This is a genomic window from Burkholderia sp. FERM BP-3421, assembly GCF_028657905.1.
Taxonomy (GTDB): domain Bacteria; phylum Pseudomonadota; class Gammaproteobacteria; order Burkholderiales; family Burkholderiaceae; genus Burkholderia.
This window is the reverse complement of record NZ_CP117780.1, coordinates 458,882-478,361: the sequence shown is the minus strand read 5'-3', so window position 1 is coordinate 478,361 and position 19,480 is coordinate 458,882. Positions and strand designations below refer to the sequence as shown.

The following is a 19,480-nucleotide window of genomic DNA, read 5'->3' as shown; positions in this document are numbered from 1 at the left end:
GGATCCGGGCGATGCCGCGCTGCAAGCCGTCGTCGACGCCGCCTTCGCCCCGACTGAAGCGGCCGGGCACGATCGACCGGACCGGCCGGGCTGCGTGGGCTCGTGCCGCGCCGCCCGCGATGCACGCCACACGCCGCGCCGCTAGATCCGCATCAGCACGACGCCGACGATCAGGCACAGCGCCCCGGCAAGACGCAGCGGCGTGGCGGGCAGCCGGGCGAGCCCCATCAAGCCGTACTGGTCGCAGAGCATCGACGTGAGCATCTGCCCCGTCACGATGAACGCCACGGTCGCCGCCGCGCCGAGGCGCGGCAGCAGGATGATGGACAGCACGATATACGCGCCGCCGAACAAGCCGCCGAGCCACGCGAACCACGGCACCGATGCGAGCGCGTGCGCGCCGGGCCGCGACGCGCCCTGGATCAGCAGCACGATGATCATCATCACCGTGCCGCCGAGATAGCTGACGAGCGCGGCCCAGGACCAGGACGCGAGCCCCGAACGCAGATTGACGTTGAGAATCGCCTGGACGACGAGGCTCGAACCCGCAAGCATCGCCACGAACGGCAGCCCCACGAAAGACAAAAGCTCACGCATGACGATCAGGATCGGTCGGTTGGGCATCCGGCGGGCCGGCGCGCGAGACGCCCCCGCCGCGATGCGATGATCAGCGGATCGCGCTCAGGTCGAGCGGCGCGCCCGTCTTGGTCTTGATTTCGTCGACGCTCACGCCGTCGGCCAACTCGACCACCTTCAGCCCCGCCGGCGTCACCTCGATCACGCCGAGGTCGGTGATGATCAGGTCCACGACGCCCACGCCCGTCAGCGGCAGCGTGCATGCGTCGAGAATCTTGTGCTGGTCGCCCTTCGCGACGTGCTCCATCAGCACGATCACGCGCTTCACGCCCGCCACCAGGTCCATCGCACCGCCCATGCCCTTGATCATCTTGCCCGGGATCAGCCAGTTCGCGAGATCGCCCGTCCTGCTGACCTGCATCGCGCCGAGGATCGCGAGATCGACGTGGCCGCCGCGGATCATCGCGAACGAATCCGCCGACGAGAACGTCGACGAACCCGGCAGCGTCGTGATCGTCTGCTTGCCGGCATTGATCAGGTCGGCGTCGACCTCGTCGTCGGCCGGGAACGGCCCGATGCCGAGCAGCCCGTTCTCCGACTGCAGCCACACCTCCGCCCGCGGCGGCACGTGGTTGGCCACGAGCGTCGGCAGGCCGATGCCGAGGTTCACATAAAAGCCGTCCTGCAGCTCCCGCGCCGCGCGCGCGGCCATCTGGTCACGATTCCAAGCCATGTCATTCTCCTTTCGCGCGGACGGTGCGTTGTTCGATGCGCTTTTCCGGCGTGGCGTTGAGCACCACCCGCTGCACGAAGATGCCGGGCGTATGGACCTCGTCCGGATCGAAGGTGCCGGTCTCGACGATCTCCTCGACCTCCGCGACCGTGATCCTGCCCGCCATCGCGCATACCGGGTTGAAGTTGCGCGCCGTGCGGCGGTAGATCAGGTTGCCCGCCTTGTCCGCCTTCCAGGCCTTCACGAGCGCGACGTCGGCCGTGAGCGACGGCTCCAGCACGTAGTGGCGATCGCCGAACTGGCGGGTTTCCTTGCCCTCCGCGATCACCGTGCCGTAGCCCGTCCCCGTGAAGAAGGCCGGGATCCCCGCACCGCCCGCGCGCAGCTTCTCCGCGAGCGTGCCTTGCGGCGTGAATTCGATCTCGACCTCGCCCGCCAGATATTGACGTTCGAATTCCTTGTTGTCGCCGACGTAGGAGGAAAACATCTTCCTGATCTGCCGCGTTTCGAGCAGCAGCCCGAGTCCGAAGCCGTCGACGCCAGCGGTGTTGCTGATGCAGGTGAGCCCCTTCACGCCGGTGTCGCGCAGCGCGGCGATCAAGGCCTCGGGAATGCCGCACAGGCCGAAGCCGCCGACCGCGAAGGTCTGTCCGTCCCCGACGATGCCATCGAGCGCGGCGGCCGCGCTCGGATAGAGTTTGTTCATCTCACATCCCTTCTTCCAAGAAAGCCTGTCGAGTCGGACGACGTGCGGCATGCGCGATACCCGTGCGCGTCCTCGTGCAACGGCGCGCGGATTCGCCGAAACGAGCGTGACGGCGCGCCGCATGAAACACCATCCGCAAAACCACATCAGCACCGATTGCGATGAAGGTCCGCCCGACATGCCCGCCTGCTTTGAATCGGCCATCGCGTCAGTCGGTATCGCTCGTGTCGTGGAAACGCGCCGGATTCAAACCGATGCACGCCTCGACAAGCGCAGCCCATCCACGCCGACGGAGGCGATGCGCCCATGCGCACCAACACGCCGCGTCCCTATCGCAACACGCGCGATGCCGATCGGGACCGGCATGATCCCTGCGCCCTGCCAGGCGCTACGTCGTGCCCCGTCAAAACACCCCGGCACGACCGACCACCCGGCGCAGCGCGCCGGCCGATCGATCGCGCCGGGGTCGGGCAACGCCTTCCCGTGCGCTCGCCTCGCGCCTAGACCGAGTGAAGCGTCCGGTCCGGCGCCGTCGGCCCGAGGAAATCGCTTTCCTCCAGCACGAGCCGCTCCACCCGCCCGCCCGCTTCGAGCGCATCCACGATCTCGGGCAGGTCCGCGCTGGACACCCGCCCGTAGAAGTAGTGATCCGGCTCGACCAGGAGCGCGGGCCCCGCCCAGCACGCGTCGAGACAGCTCGACGTGCACGCCCGGACTTCCGTCGCCGCCAGGCCGCGCACCCGCACCAGCTCCTTCAGCTCGGCGTGCAGCTCGACCGAACCGCGCGCCGCGCACGAGCCCTTCTGCGCCCCCGCCGGCCGCAGGTTCGTGCAGACCATCAGATAACGTTGACGCTGCGTCATCGTCCGGCCCCCGCTTATGCGCGCGCGCCGGACAGCAACGCGTCGCGCTCGGCCGGCTGCCGCGACGACAGCTTGAGCAGGCGCTCCGCGTTCAGGCCCAGGATCTTCTCCTTGCTCGAGGCGGACAGCTCCGTACGATTCGCGATCGCCGCCACGGCGCCCGGGAACATCGCGTCGAAGTGCGGATAGTCGGACGCGAACAGCAGGTTGTCGTCACCCATCGTCGCCGCGACGTAGTTCAGCATCACTTCGTCCGGGTCGCAGCTGACCCAGCAGTTGCGCTGGAAATACTCGCTCGGCTTGAGCTGGAGATCCGGCACATACCAGCCCAGGTGCTCGAAGTCCTTGTCCATCCGGTCGACCCAGTAGGGCAGCCAGCCCACGCCGCTCTCCATGAACGCCACCCGCAGATCCGGGAAGCGCTCGAACACGCCGCCCGCGATCAGCGTCAGGCAGGCGAACTGCTGCTCGAACGGATGCGACAGCACGTGACTGATGTAGTGGTTGTAGCGGCCCTTCGCGTTCGCCTCGTAGCGATCGGCGCCGATGATCGGCAGCGGGCCGTTCGCGCCCTCGTGAAAACCCACGCAGACGTCGAGGTCGACGATCGCCTCCCACAGCGGGTCGTACTCGGCATCGTCGAGATTGCGATGCCCATACGGATTGGGCCGCATGTACACGCCGACCATGCCCAGCTCCGTGACCGCGCGCCGCAATTCGCGGATCGAGGCCTGCACGTCGAGCAGCGGCAGGTGCGCATAGCCCTTCAGCCGGTCCGTATCGACCGAGCAATAGTCATGCAGCCAGTTGTTGTACGCGATGCTGATCCGCTCCGAGAGCGGCCGGTCCTGGATCCCGGTCAGGAACATGCCGAGCGTCGGGAACAGCACCGCGACGTCGATGCCTTCGAGATCCATGTCCTTCAGGCGCTCGCGCGAATCGAAGCCGCCCGCCTTGTTGAACTCGTAGCGCTTCGTCTTGATCGCGGGCGGCACGACCGGCGCGCCCGCCGAACCCGCGCCGTTCAGGCCGTAGTGATGGCGCGGAAACAGGCGCCCGTCCACCACCACGCGTTGCAGCCCGGTCTCGTCCTCGATGATCTTCGGCGCGCGTCCGCGGTAGGCGCTGTCGATATAGCGCTCCCACAGGTCCACGGGCTCCAGCACATGTCCGTCGGCGTCGATGACGCGATGCGTACTCATGCGCGTGCCTCCTGCAGCGATGCGGTCCGTTGTCCGTGCGCGGCGTCGCGCGGATCCTCGGCGAGCGTGCGGCTCAGGTTCTCCACGAGATCCGCATAGGTCTCGAGGAACAGGTGCAGGCCGCGGTACACCGCCTCGCGGTTGGTCTGTTCGAGCATGGCGTACAGGATCACCGCGTCGAGCATCAGGCTCGCGTGGCTCGCCTCGAATGCCGGCGCGCCGTCCTCGCCGTCCTCCGAGGCATGGTCGCCGAAGTAGTCGCAGGCGTGATCGCTGAGCCCGTAGTCGCGCTGAAACCGCTTGAAGCCCTTGTAGAGCTTCCCGTACAGCTGGCCCGCGACGGATTCGTTGCCGTACATGAACGCGCATGCGCCGGCGCACGACACATCCGGACGCTTGGTGATGATGCGGCGCGTATGCCAGGCGTTGAGCGCCTGCTCGGGCAGTACGTCGATCGGATCCTCCCGATCCATCTGGTCGGCCGTCACGCGCATGGAACCCGCCGCCACCAGCTCGTCGATGACGCCGTAGAACCGTTCCAGATGCGGCGGGTCGCGGCGCAGCATGCCCTTGTGCGTCAGGACCGCGAGCGCATCGTCGACCGAGATCTGCTGCTGCGATTCCGACCAGACCGCATGCAGCATCGGCGTGACCGTCGAGACGAGATAGTGCGGGTTGTCCGTGAACTCGTCGAAGGCGGCGAACAGCGGGCCCGCGGCCGCGATCCGGTCGCGCCGGCCGCGTTCGAGCCGGGTGTCCTCGGTGATCCGCCCGGACAGATACAGCAGGCCGCCGCGCAGGCCGTTGTGATAGTGGCGCACGGTGCGCAGCACCGTGGCCAGCGCGTCCGGGCCGTGGGCGCGCGCGCCGAAGCGGCTGTCGAATTCCTTGATGCTGCGCTGGACCCGGTGGTCGCGGATGTATTCGAGCAGGTGCCGCCGGGTGTTCTCGGGCGACGGGTCCGCCGCGAGCTGCAACAGACGCGGCGGCACGCGATCGGTGATGGACAGGATGTAACGCTCCAGGTCGTTCTCGGTGGCGACCCAGGTGTTCAGCGGAGGTTCGATGAACGGATTGGACGAAGACGTTGCAACGGACATATTCACGCTCCGATAGAGGAAACGGCGACCGCCGGCGGCGGCCGCCCACTGCGTTGAACAGGGAACACGCGCTTACAAGCCCTCGGGCCGGCGCGGCGGCCGAGTACCTCTGATTTGAGTGCGATGCATGACGCGGCGGGAGGCGGGATCGAACGCTTCCCGCATGTGCATGGTCATCCGGTTGTCCCAGATGAGCAGGTCGCCGACGGTCCAGCGGTGGCGATAGACCGCGGTCTCGACGTGCGCCCAGATCGCGTTGATCAGGCGCTCGGATTCGTCCAGCTCGAGCGGCGACAGGTAGGCGTTGCGGCGCCGCCCCATGTAGATCGCCCGTTCCCGCGTGACCGGATGTTCGATGACGAGCGGATGCAGGAGACCGACCGCCGCGCGCGGGTCGTCGCAATGCGCCATGCCCTTGCGCAGCGCGTTCGACGAGTCGTAGGTGCCGTCATGCTTGACGTCGAGCCCCTTGACCCGTTCGTACAGCTCGGGCGGCAAGGCCGCCAGCGCGGCCTTCATGTTCGCGAACAGCGTGTCGCCGCCCCAGGCCGGCAGTTCCAGCGCGTACAGGATCGACGCGTCCGGCGGGTCCGGCCGATAGCTCGAATCGGTATGCCACGCGGATTCGCCGTCGCCCAGCGCGCCGATCGGATTGCCCTGCGCGTCGCGCACGTTGGACACGACGAAGATGTTCGGATAGCCGGGCGGGGATTTCACGCCCTCGCCCTGATTCGGCGGAACGTCGAGCGTGCCGAAATGCGAGGAAAAAGCCAATAGCTGATCGTCGCTCAGCGTCTGATTGCGAAACACCAGAACGCCATGCCGATCCCACGCCGATATTATCTTTTCTATTTCAGCCTGAGTCGGATCCCGAAGATCCACGTTCTTGATTTCCGCCCCGAAAGGCGTGATTGGAACAACAGTCAATGCACTGCCGGCAGACATAGGGCGCCTCCCTCTCGACAGAATATGACATCCCGCTGCGCGAGCGGCGTCCGGGCCGTTCTTGCGCGAGCGTGTGGGGTTGGATTGGGATCGAGCATAACCACGCGCAGTGCCCCGCGATAGTCCAAAAGATTGGACTTGCCGTTAATTTTGAAGCGCCGTCGATATTGAAAAGATGATTAACCCAACAACCGTACGACATGATTCGCATTCATCGAAATCGGCTCATTGAAAATCCAATGCGATCGGAAATCGTGGAATAAAAATCCCATCGATTTCATGCATCGGGAAAATAGGGTGATCGATTCGGCGCGCGGCACCCGGCGCGGCGCCGGATGCGGTATTCGCTACCGGTCCGGCGATCCGCGCATCACAGCGATCGCGAGCCGATCAGGCGGCGAAAGAACAGATTCGGCATTTTCTGGTGAATGCCCATGCCGACGAGCATTTCGCGCAGATGCGCGGGATGGCAGGCGAGCTTTTCGCAGATGCGATTGCGGCATTTGTAGATCGCATCCGGGCTGCGCGTGCTCGCGATCGGCCGGTGCTTGTTCATGAAGTGGGCGATCTGCTTGAAGTCCCAGTTCATCGCGAGCAGGAAGCAGACCTCGTGCTCGTAGTCCGTCAGCCGGGCGCCGCCCACGGCGAGCGGCCCGTTGACGTGCTCGATGCTGCAACCGATGCCGAATTCGAGCACGTAGTTGGGCACCAGCGCGAGGAAGCGGGACAGTTCGATCTTGTGGGCCGCATAGACGACGCCGAGCGCGGACTCGGTCGCCACCTGCTTCAGCGCGTATTTCTCGAAGACCAGCGCGTCGATCCCGTGACTGTATTCGTGCACGTTGAGAATCGATTTCTTCTGGTGGAGATCCGGCTGCCGCAGCAGTTCCTGGTCTTCCCGCACATAGCAGTCCGCGAACTGCGCGGTGCCCTCGCACGGCATGTCGCGATCCGTGCGGCCCGCCACGTCCAGGCCGCACGACAGGCCGACGAGCCGGGCAAAGGCGTCCGTGGCGCTCAGGTGGCGCGAATGGATGTCCTTGACGCCCAGGACGACGTCGGTCTGGGATGAGATCGTGCGCACCGACTCCTTGAACGTTTCGACCAGCACCTTTTGCGCCGCGTCGAAATGCTCAGGCGATACCAGCCTCATGCCGCCCCCTTCGCTGCCCACGGGCAGAGCTGCCCGGCGAGGGGCGCGTATGGATCGTGTGGGGAAACCTGCCTGGAAATGAAGCCGCCCGAACGCCCGGACAGGCGTCAAGGCGGGCTGGGCGCCCGCTCCGGTGTTGCCCGGATCCCGCCGGCGTCCTGCCGCATCAACCGTGTATCTCGTCCTGCTCTCGTCCTGCTCTCGTCCTGCTCTCGTCCTGCTCTCGTCCTGCTCTCGTCCTGCTCTCGTCCTGCTCTCGTCCTGTTCGGAGCGCGACGCCGCGCCCGAACCGCGCCGACCGCCGACCGCCAACCGCCGCGCGCGGCGCGCCGCCTCGCGCGTCGATCGGATGATCAGATCGCCTGCTCGACCAGGAAGTCCTCCCTGCAGCGTCCCACCAGCCAGCGCGGCAGACGCCCGCGGCCGCACCAGGTCTGCCCGGTCTCGGGATCGCGGTACTTGGGCTGCAAGGGGCCGCGCCGGCCGTCGCGGATCCGCATTCTCACGTGGTTGCCGTAGATCTGTTCCGGCGCGATCGCGTAGCGTTCCACGGCCGCGCGGATGTCGCACAGCACCTGTTCGAGTTCACGTTGCCGCGCAGCCTTGGCTTCATCGTTGAGCGCCTTGAGCTGCGCCTTCAGTATCGCGTAGGTTGTCATTCGGTTTCTCCCGGCAAGCGTCGACCTTCGTCACGGCCCGCCCGCTCTCGACAGGCGGCACGCAGCGCCCAGAACCCCGCGCCCGTGCGCGCCAGAACAAAACAACGATCGCCGAACCCGGCGATCGCAAACCCGCCCGCCCCCGGGCCAACGGTGCGTTACTTGGCAAGCGGTAATTCGATATTCGCCCGCGAATCGACGGACGCCCGGCCGGCGTCTGCCACGCTCGCATGCACCATCCGGATGCATGCTTCGCAGTGCGAAATGAAAACTCAGGGAAAACACGATATTTCCCCTACTCACGCCCCAGGGCGGCGTCGCCGCTACCGCATCCGCCGGACCTGCGCGACGGATGCGCCCGCCGCCACCCGGACGTCACCGGCGGGACGGGTGGCCAGGACGATCGCGCTGGCAACGAGCAGCACCGCGATCGTGAGAAAACCCGCCTCGCTGCTGCCCGAGGCGCTCGTCACCCAACCGATCAGCGTCGGGCTCACGAAGCCGCCGAACAGTCCCAGCGTGTTGATGAACGCAATGCCGACCGCCGCGTCCTGCTCGGCGAAATAATCGGCGGGAATCGCCCAGAACACGGTATAGCCCGTGTACATGCCGGCCGTCGCGACCGAGATCGCGGCCAGCGCGAGACCGAACTGATCCGCGAAATGCGCGCCCACCACGAGCCCCGCCGCGCCCACCGCGGTCGACAGCGCCGCGTGCGCCTGCCGTTCACCCTGCCGGTCCGAACGCCGCCCGACCAGGTAGGTCACGACAATGGTGAACAGATACGGCACGGCCGAGTACAGGCCGATTTCGGTATAGCCGCGCACGCCGGCCGACTTCAGGATGGTGGGCAACCAGAAGCCCACCGCGTAGATGCCGCTGATCAGGCCGAAATAGGTCAGCGCGAGCCGCCACACGCGCGCATCGCGCATCACCCGGCGCAGCGCGGCGCGCGGCGCGGGCTCGGGATGCCGCTGCGCGAGCGCGGTCGCGACCGCCTGCTTCTCGTCATGCGTCAGCCAGCCCGCAAGCTCGGGCGCATCGCTCAAGGACGCCCACGTGATGACGCCGAGCACGAGCGCGGGCATGCCTTCGAGCAGAAACATCCAGCGCCAGCCGGACAGGCCGGCGAGCCCGCTGAAATGCTCGATGATCGCCCCCGACACCACGCCGCCCACGATCGACGCCACGGGCAGCGCCCACATCAGCATCGCCATCGCGCGCCCCATGCGCTGGCGCGGATACCAGCGGGTCAGGAAATAGATCAGGCCGGGCGCGAAGCCCGCTTCGAACAGGCCCAGCAGGAAGCGCAGCGCGTAGAACGTGTTCGCATCGGACACGAGGCAGGTCGCCGCCGACGTCAGCCCCCACAGCACCATGATGCGGCTCAGCGTCAGGCGCGCGCCCACGCGCACGAGCAGCATGTTGCTCGGCACCTCGACGAGCACGTAACCGAGAAAGAAAATGCCCGCGCCGAGCCCGTAGGCGGCGTCGCTGAGCCCCAGCTCGTGCTGCATCTGCAGCTTCGCGAAACCGACGTTGACGCGGTCGATATAGGCGACGCAATAGCACAGCGCCAGGAATGCCAGCACTCTTAAATCGATCTTCCGATATGCGCTCGCATATGAATCAGGAACGCCTTTCGTTTGAACGGACATTCGATCCTCGGTAGCCGTTGTAAGTATGTGCAGCCGAATGCGAGCAGACTATACAGAAGGTTTGGCGTATTTAGACGACAATGTACGAGACACGGTGTGCGGAAACCTGCACCATGCGGGATGTGGTCAGCCTGGATTGAATCATGGAGCTATATAAATCGCGGCAAATTCAATGTTTCGAAGCAGTGATGGCGGAACGCTCCGTACGCAAGGCGGCCGATCGGCTCGCCATGTCCGTCTCGGAGGTCAGCCGACAGATCCGTAAACTCGAAACCGAAACCAAGTTGCACCTGTTCGATCGCGAACGCTCCGGCGTGAAGCCGACCGAAGAAGCCAAATATCTGCTCGAATTCCAACGCGGCTGCGATGCGCAATATGAAGTTTTCGAGAGTCATATTAATTCGTTGAAATCACTAAAAACGGGGACTGTTTCCATTTCCGCAAGTGAAAGCATGATGACGCCGTTCGTCAATGAAGTACTGTGGAGTTTCTGCCGCGAATATCCGAATATCCGCGTTTCATTGAGCCAGCGTGCGACCCGCGAAATCATCGAGGACGTGCTGACCGACAACGCCCATATCGGGATTGCCTACAACGCGCCGGCCGTCGACGGCGTCTCGGTCTACCGCAGCGTGCGCGACAGCGTGACCGCGGCGGTGCATCCCGACCACCCGCTCGCCAAGCACGACGGCCCGATCACGTTCACCCGCGCGGTGTCGTATCCGTTCGCCACGATGCCGACGCTGTACGGCCTCGGCGGCCTCATGGAAAGCGTCGCTCATGCCGAGGGCATCAAGTTCAAGCCGACCGTGGTCGCCAATACGCTCGACGTGCTGCGCCGCTTCGCGCTCGAAGGGCTCGGCGTCGCCTTCGTGTCGACGTTTACGATCCGCAGCGAGGTCGAACGCGGCCTGCTCGTCGGCAAGGCGCTCGATCATCCGTCGCTCGGCCGCCAGTCCACTTCGATCCTCGTCAAGGCGCAGCGCGGCCTGTCCGATGCGACGCGCGAGATGCTGCAACGCATCGAAACCGGCATGACGGTGTTCCAGTAGGCGCGTCGCGCCTCGGTGCACACCGGCCGCGCCGCGGTCGTCGTGCCGGCCCGAACGGCGAGCGCCGTCGCCCAGGGACGCCGAAGCGCATCCTTAAAACGGTGAGCGGTTAGACGATACGGGGAAATCCGTGGAAGCCGCCCATCGACGTCGACCCGCTTCTCTCCGCACTGCGGAGAGAATTCAACGTCTGCCTCAGCGGCGTTGCCGTTCGGGTGGTCGCCGCGGTTGCCCACGCGCACAGAACGCTTCGACCTGCGCGCGTTCACGGGGTACTCGTCCTTTTCGTGCAAAATCCGGCGGTTTTGTTCGAAAAGCTGGTATGAATCATCCGCTTCGAGGGACGTCGTTTTCGCGATCCGCATCCGTCAGGCGCAAAATCTGACGCTTCAGCCGACGATGTCGCAATCGCCTTGAGGCGGCTTGGCTTCCCGGTTGCCGAACGCCTGATGAAGCTCGCCGGGCCCGGCGAGCTTCATCGCTGGCCGACGTCGTCGAGCTCGACGCGTATCGCAGGGTGTCACGCACCATGATCCGTGTTGCAAAAATGGGGCGGACCATAGATTGACTTCGGCGGACGTCCGACGAGCTGGCTCATTTACATCCGATCAAGCGACACCGCGCAAACCTGCGTAGCGGGCGGACAGTATTCGGCGAGCCGTTTCCGTGCGCTGTCGTAGTCCTTTCGTTGATCGGGCGTCAAATTCCCGATGCCTTTTCCTTCGTAAGCCTGCGTCAAGCCGAAATACGCCCAGCCGTTCCCTTTGAAGTTCATGTACAGTTCGCGATTCGGGTCGTCGTTGCCGAGCGACGCGTGGAGCGTGTCGATCGCATGGTCGTATCGGCCGAGGTCGATCAGAAGCGCGGCGAGGGTTTGCCTGACCGGCACCATCCAGTAAGGCGGCTCGTCATAGTGCATCGCGTCCTGCTGCTGGACGGCGTGTTCGAGAACACGTATGCCGCTACGCGTGTCGCCGTTCATCTGGTCGATCCGCGCGTGCGCGACCGATTGCATGATCTGCGTTACCTGGTGATTCATCACTTCATCGCTCCGCTCATTCCGGAAGGCGATCACGTCTTTCGCAAGCTGCGCATACGCACTTCGTGCGCCGCGCACATCGTGTTTGCGAACGTAGGCAAGCACGCGTGCGTAGCTCCGGGAAATGCGTGCAAAGCGCCATTCCTTTTCCGTTCCGTCAGGCGGTGGCTGCTGGATGATCTCGTCCGGCGACATGAAATACGTCAGCGCCTGGTAATAGACGCCGCGATAGCGGTCCGTTCGGAACTTCACGCCCTGGCCTTCCGAATTCCGGAGCCGAGCGGCGGCCCACTTCATGTCCTCGACGTTGCCTGTCATGATCGCCGAAGCCAGCGCGAAATGGATGTTGTGCCGGTAGTAGCCCCAGCGATAACGGTCGCCGTCCGGATGCTTGATGCCGCCCCCGGGCCCGGCGTCGACCTTCGCGAAATACGCTTCGTCACTCACCGTTGCGTTCTGATTCGCTTCGAACGATTTCAGGTGGTCGCCGGTGCGGTAGTAAATGTGCGACGGCATATGAACCAGATGGCCCGCACCGGGTGCGAGGCCGGGCAGCGTGTCCGCAAAAGGCGTCACGACGTTCGGCTCCGTCGACCCCTCGCGAATGTGAATGTACCAATGCACGAGCCCCATGTGATCGGCGTGCGTCTTCAGCCCGCCTTCGACTGCATCGACGGCCGGCGGAATGTCCTCGTAGGCCGGGTTCCCCTGAGGGTCCCAGTAACTCCAGGCGCTGAGGTTCATCACGGCATCCGCATACAGGGTCTGGATATCGGGATCGTCCGGGTAGCTGTGGGCCAGCGAGGTCATCGCCTCGGCATAGCCCTTGTTGCGCCGGCTCTGGCGCTTGCGCTCGTCGGGAATCTGCTGATGTGCCTCGTAGCGTGGCATCAGCGCCTCGACAAGCGAACGCTCCTTCGGGTCTGCATCACGGATACGCAGTGCGTCCTCCAGCATCTGTCGCGCGATCCGGCGATCTTGTTCCGGCTGATCGAGCTGATTGATGTTCACGCCCAGCGACATCGCGATCCCCCATCGGCACATCACGCAGTCGGGATCTCGCTTGAGCGCGGCCCTGTACGCGCGGTACGCCTCGCGAAAATTGAACGCGTAGTAGAAGCGCAAGCCTTGATCGAAAAAGGCTTGCGTCTCCGGATTGGCCGTCTTGATCGGTTTCGTCAGCGAGCCGAGCTGGAAATCCGTCGGCGGCTCGGGATCGTTGGCCGCGATGTCCGACAGCGCGATCGACGCCGTGCTGCCGGGCAGCGCACTCATCATGTGTTCGCTCATGCCCTGCATGTCGTGAACCGCCGCGCCATGCACGCCGCCACCGGATGCGGACATCGCGCAAGGCGCGCTCAGCCCGGCCATCACACCGATCGCCCAGGACAGGCACGCCTGCCTCAGGCGGTTTCGATGAGGGCCGTCGCTGCCGGAACGCGTGCGATTGTCGGTTGCTCCCATTGCATGCTCTCCCGTCAATGTGCTCAGCAATTTTGATCCACAGATGCTGGCGCCATGATTTTTTAAAAAGTCAAATGAAGTGTGAAAACCATATTAGACAAGGAATGCGGCTCGACAATTTGAATTGTGTATCGAATAAAATTATTGATTATAATTTTTAATTGAGTCAAAATAACTGCATTTGGCTTGACATAATGCCATTGATTTGCACATGAATTGGCGCAATTTAAATGCGTTGCATCGTCTTCCCGCCGTGGCTGGGGAATCCGTTTCAGGGTTGGTGATGTTCGGGTGTTGATGGGGAGCACGCACTTTGTCTTTGATGAAAGTCAAATATAAATTCTGTCGAATTCAATCCATCATGCGTGTGAAAAACTCGCCTCGAGTGCCGCCAGATTTCTTCGTCAATTTTAAAGGGCCGCCTGTCTCGTCCGTTATGCAGACGACAGGATCATTGATCAGCGGTTTCTTGACTGCTATCGTCAAAGGGCGCCTGCGAGGGAGTGCCCCCCGGCGCGGCGAAGCCAACGCCATGATGAAGTGATGGTGGTCGAGAAAACATGGAATTCAATCGTCAATCTGCACGGTAAACCCCGGTTCCGTACGTTCAATCTCATCGAAACAAGGGAATGCCATGGCGGCTTTCGATACGAACAGTGATGCTGGCGGAGGCACCTTTTACAAGTTCTATGTTAGCAATCACACATCCAGTACCGGCTTGTACTATGACATCGCGATGCTGATGAACGGAACAAAATCAGAATGGCGATCTGGAATAGGAAGAGGGATTTCAAGCCCGGGAGAACAGCGATATGCAACTTCGATCTTTATAACTCCGACACCAATCCCGTGCAGCAATTCTCTCCGGACAATTTTTTGCGTCAGACGCTGGAGAAAGGCAGCGTATCCCTGTTCAATGTCAACAATACGCCTATATCACTGTGGTTCTGGAGTGGGAATGGCAATCAGCAGTACATCAACTTTCTCGGTGGCGGCCCCGTAAGCGTTACAAAGGATCGTTCGGCATTCAATGAAATCAGGTTCAACCAGTACCGTTTCACGCTGGATTCTGGCGGACACAACAACGGCACGCTTGATATCTTCTTCCAGCTCTACGACGCCTGAATCTTGATCCCCATGCTCGCTCCTGCCACCCGGCAGCGGGAGCGAGCTTCTATTGGGACGGTGTCAAGGAGAAGATGTGGCGCATGATCGCGGCGGATCAGGTGCGTTCAAGTCGCCGGGCCGAGGGCGAGCGCGTCGGGCGCGACATGGCGAGCCTGTGTGCCCACGGGCGTGCCTTCACGCAGATGCAGCACGTCGTGCGCGAGCGCATGGAGCGTCGCGCGGTCGTGCGTGATCAGCAGCATGGCGAAGCGCCGCTCGCGTTGCAGCCGCGCAAGGAGTTCGAGCAATGTCGCAGCCACGAGCGGATCGAGCGCCGAGGTCGGCTCGTCGCAGACCAGCAGCGCGGGGCGTGCGGCCAATGCGCGCGCGATGCAGACGCGCTGCAGCTGACCGCCCGACAGCTCGCGCGGATAACGCTGCCCGTGGCTCGCGTCCATCCCGACCTGTTCGAGCAGCGCGGCGGCCTCGGCGTCGCGCGCCGTGCCGGACGGCACGCCGGCGAGTGCGAGCACGCGCCCTATCGTCTCGCTGATCCGCTGTGCCGGATTGAGCGCGAGATCAGGAATCTGATGCACCAGCTGGATTGTGCGCAACGTCTCGCGGCCTCGTTGGCGCAGCGCTGGTGCGAGCGGCGCGCCGTTCAAGTACAGCGAACCGGTGGACGGTGCGAGCAAGCCGGTGACGATACGTGCAAGCGTCGACTTGCCGGAACCGGACGGCCCGACGACCGCCAACGTGCGGCCCGCATGCAGCGCGATCGATACGTCGCGCAAAGCCACCTGGCCGTTCGGATAGCGCGCGCCGATGCGCCGGGCTTCGAGTAGCGGCACTTGCGTGCCGTTTTTCTCGGGCGCGGAGTCGTCTGCGACGTGATTGGCGTCGCCGCGGCCGGCATGCTGTGCGTCAAGGAGCGCGCGCGTATACGGATCACGCGGCGCCACCAGCACCTGCTCGGCCCGGCCCGACTCGATCACTCGACCATTGCGCAGCACGAGCAACGCGTCGCAGACTCGCCCTATCGACGGCAGATCGTGGCTGATGAACACAGCCGCCGTGCCGGTCGCTGCCAGCGTCTCACGGATCAGATCGAGCACCCGCGTGCGAGCCTCGGCGTCGAGCGCGGCGGTCGGCTCGTCGAAGACCACGATGTCCGGCGATGCGCACAAGGCCATCGCGGTCATCGCCCGTTGCAGTTGTCCACCTGAAGCTTCGTGCGGGTAACGCTCCCCGAAGCGCTCGGGGTTGGGCAGGTCGAGTTGTGCGAACAACGCCACGGCGCGCTCGCGCGCAGCGCGCTTCGAGAGCAGCCCGCGCGCGACCGCGATCTCCGCGACCTGATCGATCAGGCGCCCCGTCGGATTGAAAGCCGCCACCGACTGCGCCACATAGGCCACGCGCGCGCCGCGTAGCGCGGCGAGTTCGCGCGGGCGCAGCGCGAGCACATCGGTTTCGCCGAGCAGGACGCGGCCCGCGCCACGCACGAGACCGTCGCGCAGATGGCCGAGCAATGCGAGGCCGAGCGTGGTCTTGCCCGCACCGGACTCGCCGATCACGCCGAGCGTTTCGCCGCGTCGCAACGTGAACGAGACGTCGTCGAGCACGGGGGCACCGTATGCGTTGCCTTGCACGGACAGGCGCTCTGCGCGCAGGACGATCTCATCGGCCACGGCGCGTCCCCCATTCGAGCAACCGGTTCACGCTCAGGCTGAACGCAGCGATCAACAGGCCGGGAAACAGCGCGGCCGACACGCCGAACAGCACGCCGTCCTTGTTGTCTTTCGCGAGACTGCCCCAGTCCGTCGCGGGCGGCGGCAGGCCGAGGCCGAGAAACGAAAGCGTGGCAATCAGCAGCACGGCGAACACAAGCCGCAAACCGAGTTCTGCGACGAGCGGTGTGGCGATGTTCGGCAGCACTTCGCGCACGATGAGCGTTGCCAGCCGGTCGCCGCGCAGCCGCGCGACATCGACATAATCGAGCTGGCTCACGCTGGCCGCGAGTGCGCGCGTGACGCGAAAAAGCCGCAAACCTTCGAGCAGGCCCACGACGATGCACAAGGACAGTGCGCCCGGCGTGACAACCGACAGCGCGACCAGCGCGAATACCAGCGTTGGGATCGACATCAGCACATCGGTCAAGCGCGCCAGCATCGTATCCAGCCAGCCGCCGCGCAAGCCCGCAACCAGCCCTGCCACGCCGCCCGTGAGCGACGCGAACAGCACGGCGAACAGCGCGAGCGTGAGCGTTGTGCGAGTGCTCCAGAGCAGGCGCGAGAACATGTCGCGGCCCAGATTGTCAGTGCCGAGCCAGGCAAGACGCGAAGGCGGCTCCCAGTTGCCGCCGAGCACATCGCCGGCGGCGTGAGGCGCAAGCAACGGGGTTGCGACGCAGACCACGGCGCAGGCGAGCAAGAAGCCGAGCGTGAACCAGGGACACCGGGGCGATCGAGGCCCTCGCAGCCGTGCAGCGGCGCCACGGCTCTCGGAGGAGGCGTCGATAGGCGTAGTCATCGATGCGGTCTCAGGCGGGGATCAAAAAGCATGGCGACGAGATCGGCGGCGAGATTCAGCCCGGCGTAGATCGCCGCGAAAACGACGCCGCACGCCTGCACGGCGGGAATGTCTCGCTTCGAGACACTGTCGACCATGTATTGGCCGAGGCCAGGCCAGACGAAGATCGTCTCGACCACGACCGCGCCCACCGTCAGCCACGCGAGATTGAGCGCAACGATGTTGGCGATCGGCGCGACCGCGCAGGGCAGCGCGTGGCGCCAGACGATGCGCCCGGCACCGAGTCCCTTGAGCCGTGCCATTTCGATGTAGGGCTGCGCCAACACGTCGATCAGCGCTGCACGGATCATGCTCCCCATATGACCGATCACGGCGAGCGCAAGCGTCGCGCACGGGAGCGCGAGCGCGGCGAGATTTTCGCGCGCCGAGCCGTCAGCGCCGAAGTTCGCTGCGCTGCTCGGTAGCCACGCGTGCGCGACCGCGAACAGCAGGATCAACAGATAGCCGGTGAAGAATTCGGGCAGCGCCACCGAAACGCGCATCAGCGCGAGCAAGCCCCGATCCAGCAGGCTGTCGCGGTTGAGCGCCGCCGCGATGCCCGCCGCGAGGGCAAGCGGCAACGCGAGCGCGGCGGCCGCGCCCGCGAGCAGCAAGGTGTTGGCGAGACGAGGCAACACGCTTCGCATCACGGGCGTGCGCGTGGTGAAGCTCTTGCCGGCATCGCCTTGCAGCAGCGCACCGAGCCAGTCGCCGTATCGTTCCGCGAGCGGCCGGTCGAGCGCCAGCTCGTGTTCGAGCGACTGCACGGCCGAAGGCGTCCCGCTCTGGCCGAGAATCGTCGCGGCGATGTTGCCAGGGAGGAGGCTCGTCGCTGCGAAGACGAGCGTGGCCGCGGCGAACAGCGTGAGCGCGGCGTGCACGAGCCGGCGCAGCACGAAGGTTGTCAGCCGCCGCGTACGCTGCCAGGCACGTGACGAGGTGCTCTGCCAGGAGCGGACATCGCGCGCCGCGCGTGTGTTCAGCTCGCGAACCATACCCGCTCGGCGGCACGCGAGCCGACTTCGCCCGGAATGTCCACATAGCCGCGCAGACTCGTGCGCGACGCCCGGAGCGAATCGGCGTACAAGGGAATCACCGATGCGCCCTGTTCGGCGTACAGCACTTGAATGTCGTGATAAAGCTGGCGGCGGCGCGTCTCGTCGGCTTGCGCGCGTGCTTGGGCGACCAACTGGTCGAACTTGGGGTTCTTCCACTTCGACTCGTTCCACGGCGCATCCGAGACGCAGACCATCGAAAGATAAGCGTCGGCGGTCGAACGGTTCGCCCACGACGACGCGCAGAACGGCTGCTTCATCCAGACCTGGGTCCAGTAGCCGTCGGCAGGCACGCGATTGACGCGAAACGGAATGCCTGCGCGTGTCGCCGACGCCTGATAAAGCTCGGCCGCCGACACCGCACCGTTGAAGGTCGCGCCGTCCGCCGCCGTGAGTACGATCGGCTGGCTCAGGCCCGCTTTTTTCCAGTAAAACCTCGCCTTGTCGGGGTCGTAGGTGTGCTTCGGTATGTCGGTCGTATAGAAACGGTTCGACGGAAACAACGGATTGTCGTTCGAGACCGAGCCATGACCGCTCAGCAATGAGTTGCGCAATTGCTCTCGATCGATCGCATACTTGAGCGCCGTGCGCAGGTCGTTGCCGGTGTATGGCGCCGTGTCGGCGAGCATCGGAAACAGAATATTCTGCGTGTCGCGCGCACGATGGATGACGATGTTCGGCGTATTTTCGAGGCGCTTCGCGACGCGCGGCTCGACTCGATTGATCAAATGCACCGAGCCGCTCAGCAGCGCGGCCACTCGCGCGGTACTGTCGTTGTAGGCCACAGTCTCGACCGAGTCGACAAAGCCGCGCGAGCTGTCCCAGTAGTTCGGATTGCGGCGCGTGAGCGTACGCACACCGGGCTGGAAACGTTCCAGCACGAAGGCGCCCGTGCCGATGCCCTTGTCAAAATCCGCACCCGCCGGCGTAATGCCGAAGTGGACGTCGCCAAGCAGCCACGGAAAATCGACGTTCGGCGAGGCAAGGCGAAACGTGAGTTCGTTCCGCCCGGTGACGGCGATATCGCGCACCGGATCGAGATAGCTCTTCGCGGCGGATTGCGAGTCCTTCGCGCGATGGTGATTCAGCGAGTAGATGACGTCGGCGGGTTCGAGCGTCTTGCCGTTGTGGAATTGCACGCCTTGGCGCAGCTTGAACACCCAGACCGTCGCGCCTTGCCGGCTTTCCCAATGAGTCGCGAGGCCAGGGCGCAGCGTGCCGTCGTCGTTGAGATCGGTCAGCGTATTGAAGATCTGGCGCCCGACGTTGTACATGTACTCTTCGAAGTAGAACGCCGGGTCGATGCGGTCGGAACTCGACGCCGTGTCGACGCCGAGAATCAGGTGCCCGCCGCGTTTGGGTGTGTCGGCCGCGCGCGCGCTCAAGGGCAATAGCACGGCGGCCGCGCCGGCGGCGAGACTGCCGCCGGTCAGTTGCAGGAAACGGCGGCGTGACGCGTGGGCCGGCGTGGACGTATCCGTATCGTTCGACATAGACGGGTAGAAGAGAAGTGCAAGAGCCGGGTCCGAGGATCGCGCTTATCGCGGCCTCAAGGCGTGCTCATTGTTGGGCGATACCGCGCGCTGACCGCGAGTTTGTC

General features: G+C 64.6%; 17 protein-coding genes. 2 read left to right on the top strand and 15 right to left on the bottom strand.

Annotated elements, in window-relative coordinates:
- Positions 1 to 141 precede the first annotated feature (141 nt).
- The 10 genes from Bsp3421_RS02900 to Bsp3421_RS02855 form a co-directional block, all read right to left on the bottom strand.
- Positions 142 to 597, bottom strand: a complete 456-nt coding sequence (locus tag Bsp3421_RS02900) for a DMT family transporter (protein WP_273995313.1) — start codon at positions 595 to 597, stop codon at positions 142 to 144.
- A 70-nt stretch (positions 598 to 667) separates the two neighbouring features.
- A complete protein-coding gene (locus Bsp3421_RS02895; RefSeq protein ID WP_273995312.1) occupies positions 668 to 1,309 on the bottom strand; it encodes a CoA transferase subunit B in 642 nt (213 codons plus the stop codon).
- Between the two features lies 1 nt (position 1,310).
- A complete protein-coding gene (locus Bsp3421_RS02890) occupies positions 1,311 to 2,015 on the bottom strand; it encodes a CoA transferase subunit A (RefSeq protein WP_273995311.1) in 705 nt (234 codons plus the stop codon).
- A gap of 500 nt (positions 2,016 to 2,515) precedes the next feature.
- On the bottom strand, positions 2,516 to 2,878 hold the full coding sequence (locus Bsp3421_RS02885) for a (2Fe-2S) ferredoxin domain-containing protein (RefSeq protein WP_273995309.1): 363 nt from the start codon (positions 2,876 to 2,878) through the stop codon (positions 2,516 to 2,518).
- Between the two features lie 14 nt (positions 2,879 to 2,892).
- Positions 2,893 to 4,080 (bottom strand): amidohydrolase family protein, encoded by a 1,188-nt coding sequence (locus tag Bsp3421_RS02880; protein ID WP_273995308.1) that lies wholly within the window; start codon positions 4,078 to 4,080, stop codon positions 2,893 to 2,895.
- Positions 4,077 to 5,180, bottom strand: coding sequence for an iron-containing redox enzyme family protein (locus tag Bsp3421_RS02875; protein ID WP_273995307.1), 1,104 nt, complete (start codon positions 5,178 to 5,180; stop codon positions 4,077 to 4,079). Before Bsp3421_RS02875 ends, Bsp3421_RS02880 begins: the two co-directional genes overlap by 4 nt.
- Positions 5,181 to 5,252: 72 nt before the next feature.
- Positions 5,253 to 6,125, bottom strand: a complete 873-nt coding sequence (locus Bsp3421_RS02870; RefSeq protein WP_273995306.1) for a TauD/TfdA dioxygenase family protein — start codon at positions 6,123 to 6,125, stop codon at positions 5,253 to 5,255.
- A 370-nt stretch (positions 6,126 to 6,495) separates the two neighbouring features.
- Entirely contained in the window at positions 6,496 to 7,278 is a 783-nt protein-coding gene (locus Bsp3421_RS02865; RefSeq protein WP_273995305.1) for a hypothetical protein, read from the bottom strand.
- A gap of 353 nt (positions 7,279 to 7,631) precedes the next feature.
- Positions 7,632 to 7,937 (bottom strand): H-NS histone family protein, encoded by a 306-nt coding sequence (locus Bsp3421_RS02860; protein ID WP_273995303.1) that lies wholly within the window; start codon positions 7,935 to 7,937, stop codon positions 7,632 to 7,634.
- Between the two features lie 323 nt (positions 7,938 to 8,260).
- Positions 8,261 to 9,595, bottom strand: coding sequence for an MFS transporter (locus tag Bsp3421_RS02855; protein ID WP_273995302.1), 1,335 nt, complete (start codon positions 9,593 to 9,595; stop codon positions 8,261 to 8,263).
- Between the two features lie 143 nt (positions 9,596 to 9,738).
- On the opposite strand from Bsp3421_RS02855, the gene Bsp3421_RS02850 reads away from it, so the two are divergent.
- Positions 9,739 to 10,647 carry a LysR family transcriptional regulator gene (locus Bsp3421_RS02850; RefSeq protein WP_273995301.1) on the top strand — a complete coding sequence of 303 codons (909 nt, stop codon included), beginning with the start codon at positions 9,739 to 9,741 and terminating at the stop codon, positions 10,645 to 10,647.
- Between the two features lie 598 nt (positions 10,648 to 11,245).
- Here the strand turns inward: Bsp3421_RS02850 and Bsp3421_RS02845 are convergent.
- The gene (locus Bsp3421_RS02845) at positions 11,246 to 13,150 is read right to left on the bottom strand and encodes a tetratricopeptide repeat protein (RefSeq protein WP_273995300.1); all 1,905 of its coding nucleotides are present in this window, start codon (positions 13,148 to 13,150) and stop codon (positions 11,246 to 11,248) included.
- A 762-nt stretch (positions 13,151 to 13,912) separates the two neighbouring features.
- Here Bsp3421_RS02845 and Bsp3421_RS02840 point away from each other — a divergent pair.
- On the top strand, positions 13,913 to 14,275 hold the full coding sequence (locus Bsp3421_RS02840; protein WP_273995299.1) for a hypothetical protein: 363 nt from the start codon (positions 13,913 to 13,915) through the stop codon (positions 14,273 to 14,275).
- Between the two features lie 107 nt (positions 14,276 to 14,382).
- Here Bsp3421_RS02840 and Bsp3421_RS02835 read toward each other — a convergent pair whose 3' ends face one another.
- From Bsp3421_RS02835 to Bsp3421_RS02820, 4 genes are read right to left on the bottom strand one after another with little or no spacing between them, the layout of a single operon-like run.
- Positions 14,383 to 15,945, bottom strand: coding sequence for an ABC transporter ATP-binding protein (locus Bsp3421_RS02835; RefSeq protein ID WP_273995297.1), 1,563 nt, complete (start codon positions 15,943 to 15,945; stop codon positions 14,383 to 14,385).
- Positions 15,935 to 16,786, bottom strand: a complete 852-nt coding sequence (locus Bsp3421_RS02830; RefSeq protein ID WP_273995296.1) for an ABC transporter permease — start codon at positions 16,784 to 16,786, stop codon at positions 15,935 to 15,937. Before Bsp3421_RS02830 ends, Bsp3421_RS02835 begins: the two co-directional genes overlap by 11 nt.
- On the bottom strand, positions 16,783 to 17,820 hold the full coding sequence (locus Bsp3421_RS02825) for an ABC transporter permease (RefSeq protein WP_273995294.1): 1,038 nt from the start codon (positions 17,818 to 17,820) through the stop codon (positions 16,783 to 16,785). Before Bsp3421_RS02825 ends, Bsp3421_RS02830 begins: the two co-directional genes overlap by 4 nt.
- A complete protein-coding gene (locus Bsp3421_RS02820; protein WP_273995293.1) occupies positions 17,805 to 19,373 on the bottom strand; it encodes an ABC transporter substrate-binding protein in 1,569 nt (522 codons plus the stop codon). The genes Bsp3421_RS02825 and Bsp3421_RS02820 overlap by 16 nt, the downstream gene beginning before the upstream one ends.
- Positions 19,374 to 19,480 lie beyond the last annotated feature (107 nt).

Excerpts from the sequence above, each read along its gene's own strand:
- Bsp3421_RS02850 (WP_273995301.1), top strand. The coding sequence starts at position 9,739 with ATGGAGCTATATAAATCGCGGCAAATTCAATGTTTCGAAGCAGTGATG.
- Bsp3421_RS02820 (WP_273995293.1), bottom strand. The coding sequence starts at position 19,373 with ATGTCGAACGATACGGATACGTCCACGCCGGCCCACGCGTCACGCCGC.
- Bsp3421_RS02880 (WP_273995308.1), bottom strand. The coding sequence starts at position 4,080 with ATGAGTACGCATCGCGTCATCGACGCCGACGGACATGTGCTGGAGCCC.
- Bsp3421_RS02870 (WP_273995306.1), bottom strand. The coding sequence starts at position 6,125 with ATGTCTGCCGGCAGTGCATTGACTGTTGTTCCAATCACGCCTTTCGGG.
- Bsp3421_RS02865 (WP_273995305.1), bottom strand. The coding sequence starts at position 7,278 with ATGAGGCTGGTATCGCCTGAGCATTTCGACGCGGCGCAAAAGGTGCTG.
- Bsp3421_RS02825 (WP_273995294.1), bottom strand. The coding sequence starts at position 17,820 with ATGGTTCGCGAGCTGAACACACGCGCGGCGCGCGATGTCCGCTCCTGG.
- Bsp3421_RS02895 (WP_273995312.1), bottom strand. The coding sequence starts at position 1,309 with ATGGCTTGGAATCGTGACCAGATGGCCGCGCGCGCGGCGCGGGAGCTG.
- Bsp3421_RS02830 (WP_273995296.1), bottom strand. The coding sequence starts at position 16,786 with ATGACTACGCCTATCGACGCCTCCTCCGAGAGCCGTGGCGCCGCTGCA.
- Bsp3421_RS02845 (WP_273995300.1), bottom strand. The coding sequence starts at position 13,150 with ATGGGAGCAACCGACAATCGCACGCGTTCCGGCAGCGACGGCCCTCAT.
- Bsp3421_RS02875 (WP_273995307.1), bottom strand. The coding sequence starts at position 5,180 with ATGTCCGTTGCAACGTCTTCGTCCAATCCGTTCATCGAACCTCCGCTG.
- Bsp3421_RS02840 (WP_273995299.1), top strand. The coding sequence starts at position 13,913 with ATGGCGATCTGGAATAGGAAGAGGGATTTCAAGCCCGGGAGAACAGCG.
- Bsp3421_RS02885 (WP_273995309.1), bottom strand. The coding sequence starts at position 2,878 with ATGACGCAGCGTCAACGTTATCTGATGGTCTGCACGAACCTGCGGCCG.
- Bsp3421_RS02890 (WP_273995311.1), bottom strand. The coding sequence starts at position 2,015 with ATGAACAAACTCTATCCGAGCGCGGCCGCCGCGCTCGATGGCATCGTC.
- Bsp3421_RS02900 (WP_273995313.1), bottom strand. The coding sequence starts at position 597 with ATGCGTGAGCTTTTGTCTTTCGTGGGGCTGCCGTTCGTGGCGATGCTT.
- Bsp3421_RS02860 (WP_273995303.1), bottom strand. The coding sequence starts at position 7,937 with ATGACAACCTACGCGATACTGAAGGCGCAGCTCAAGGCGCTCAACGAT.
- Bsp3421_RS02855 (WP_273995302.1), bottom strand. The coding sequence starts at position 9,595 with ATGTCCGTTCAAACGAAAGGCGTTCCTGATTCATATGCGAGCGCATAT.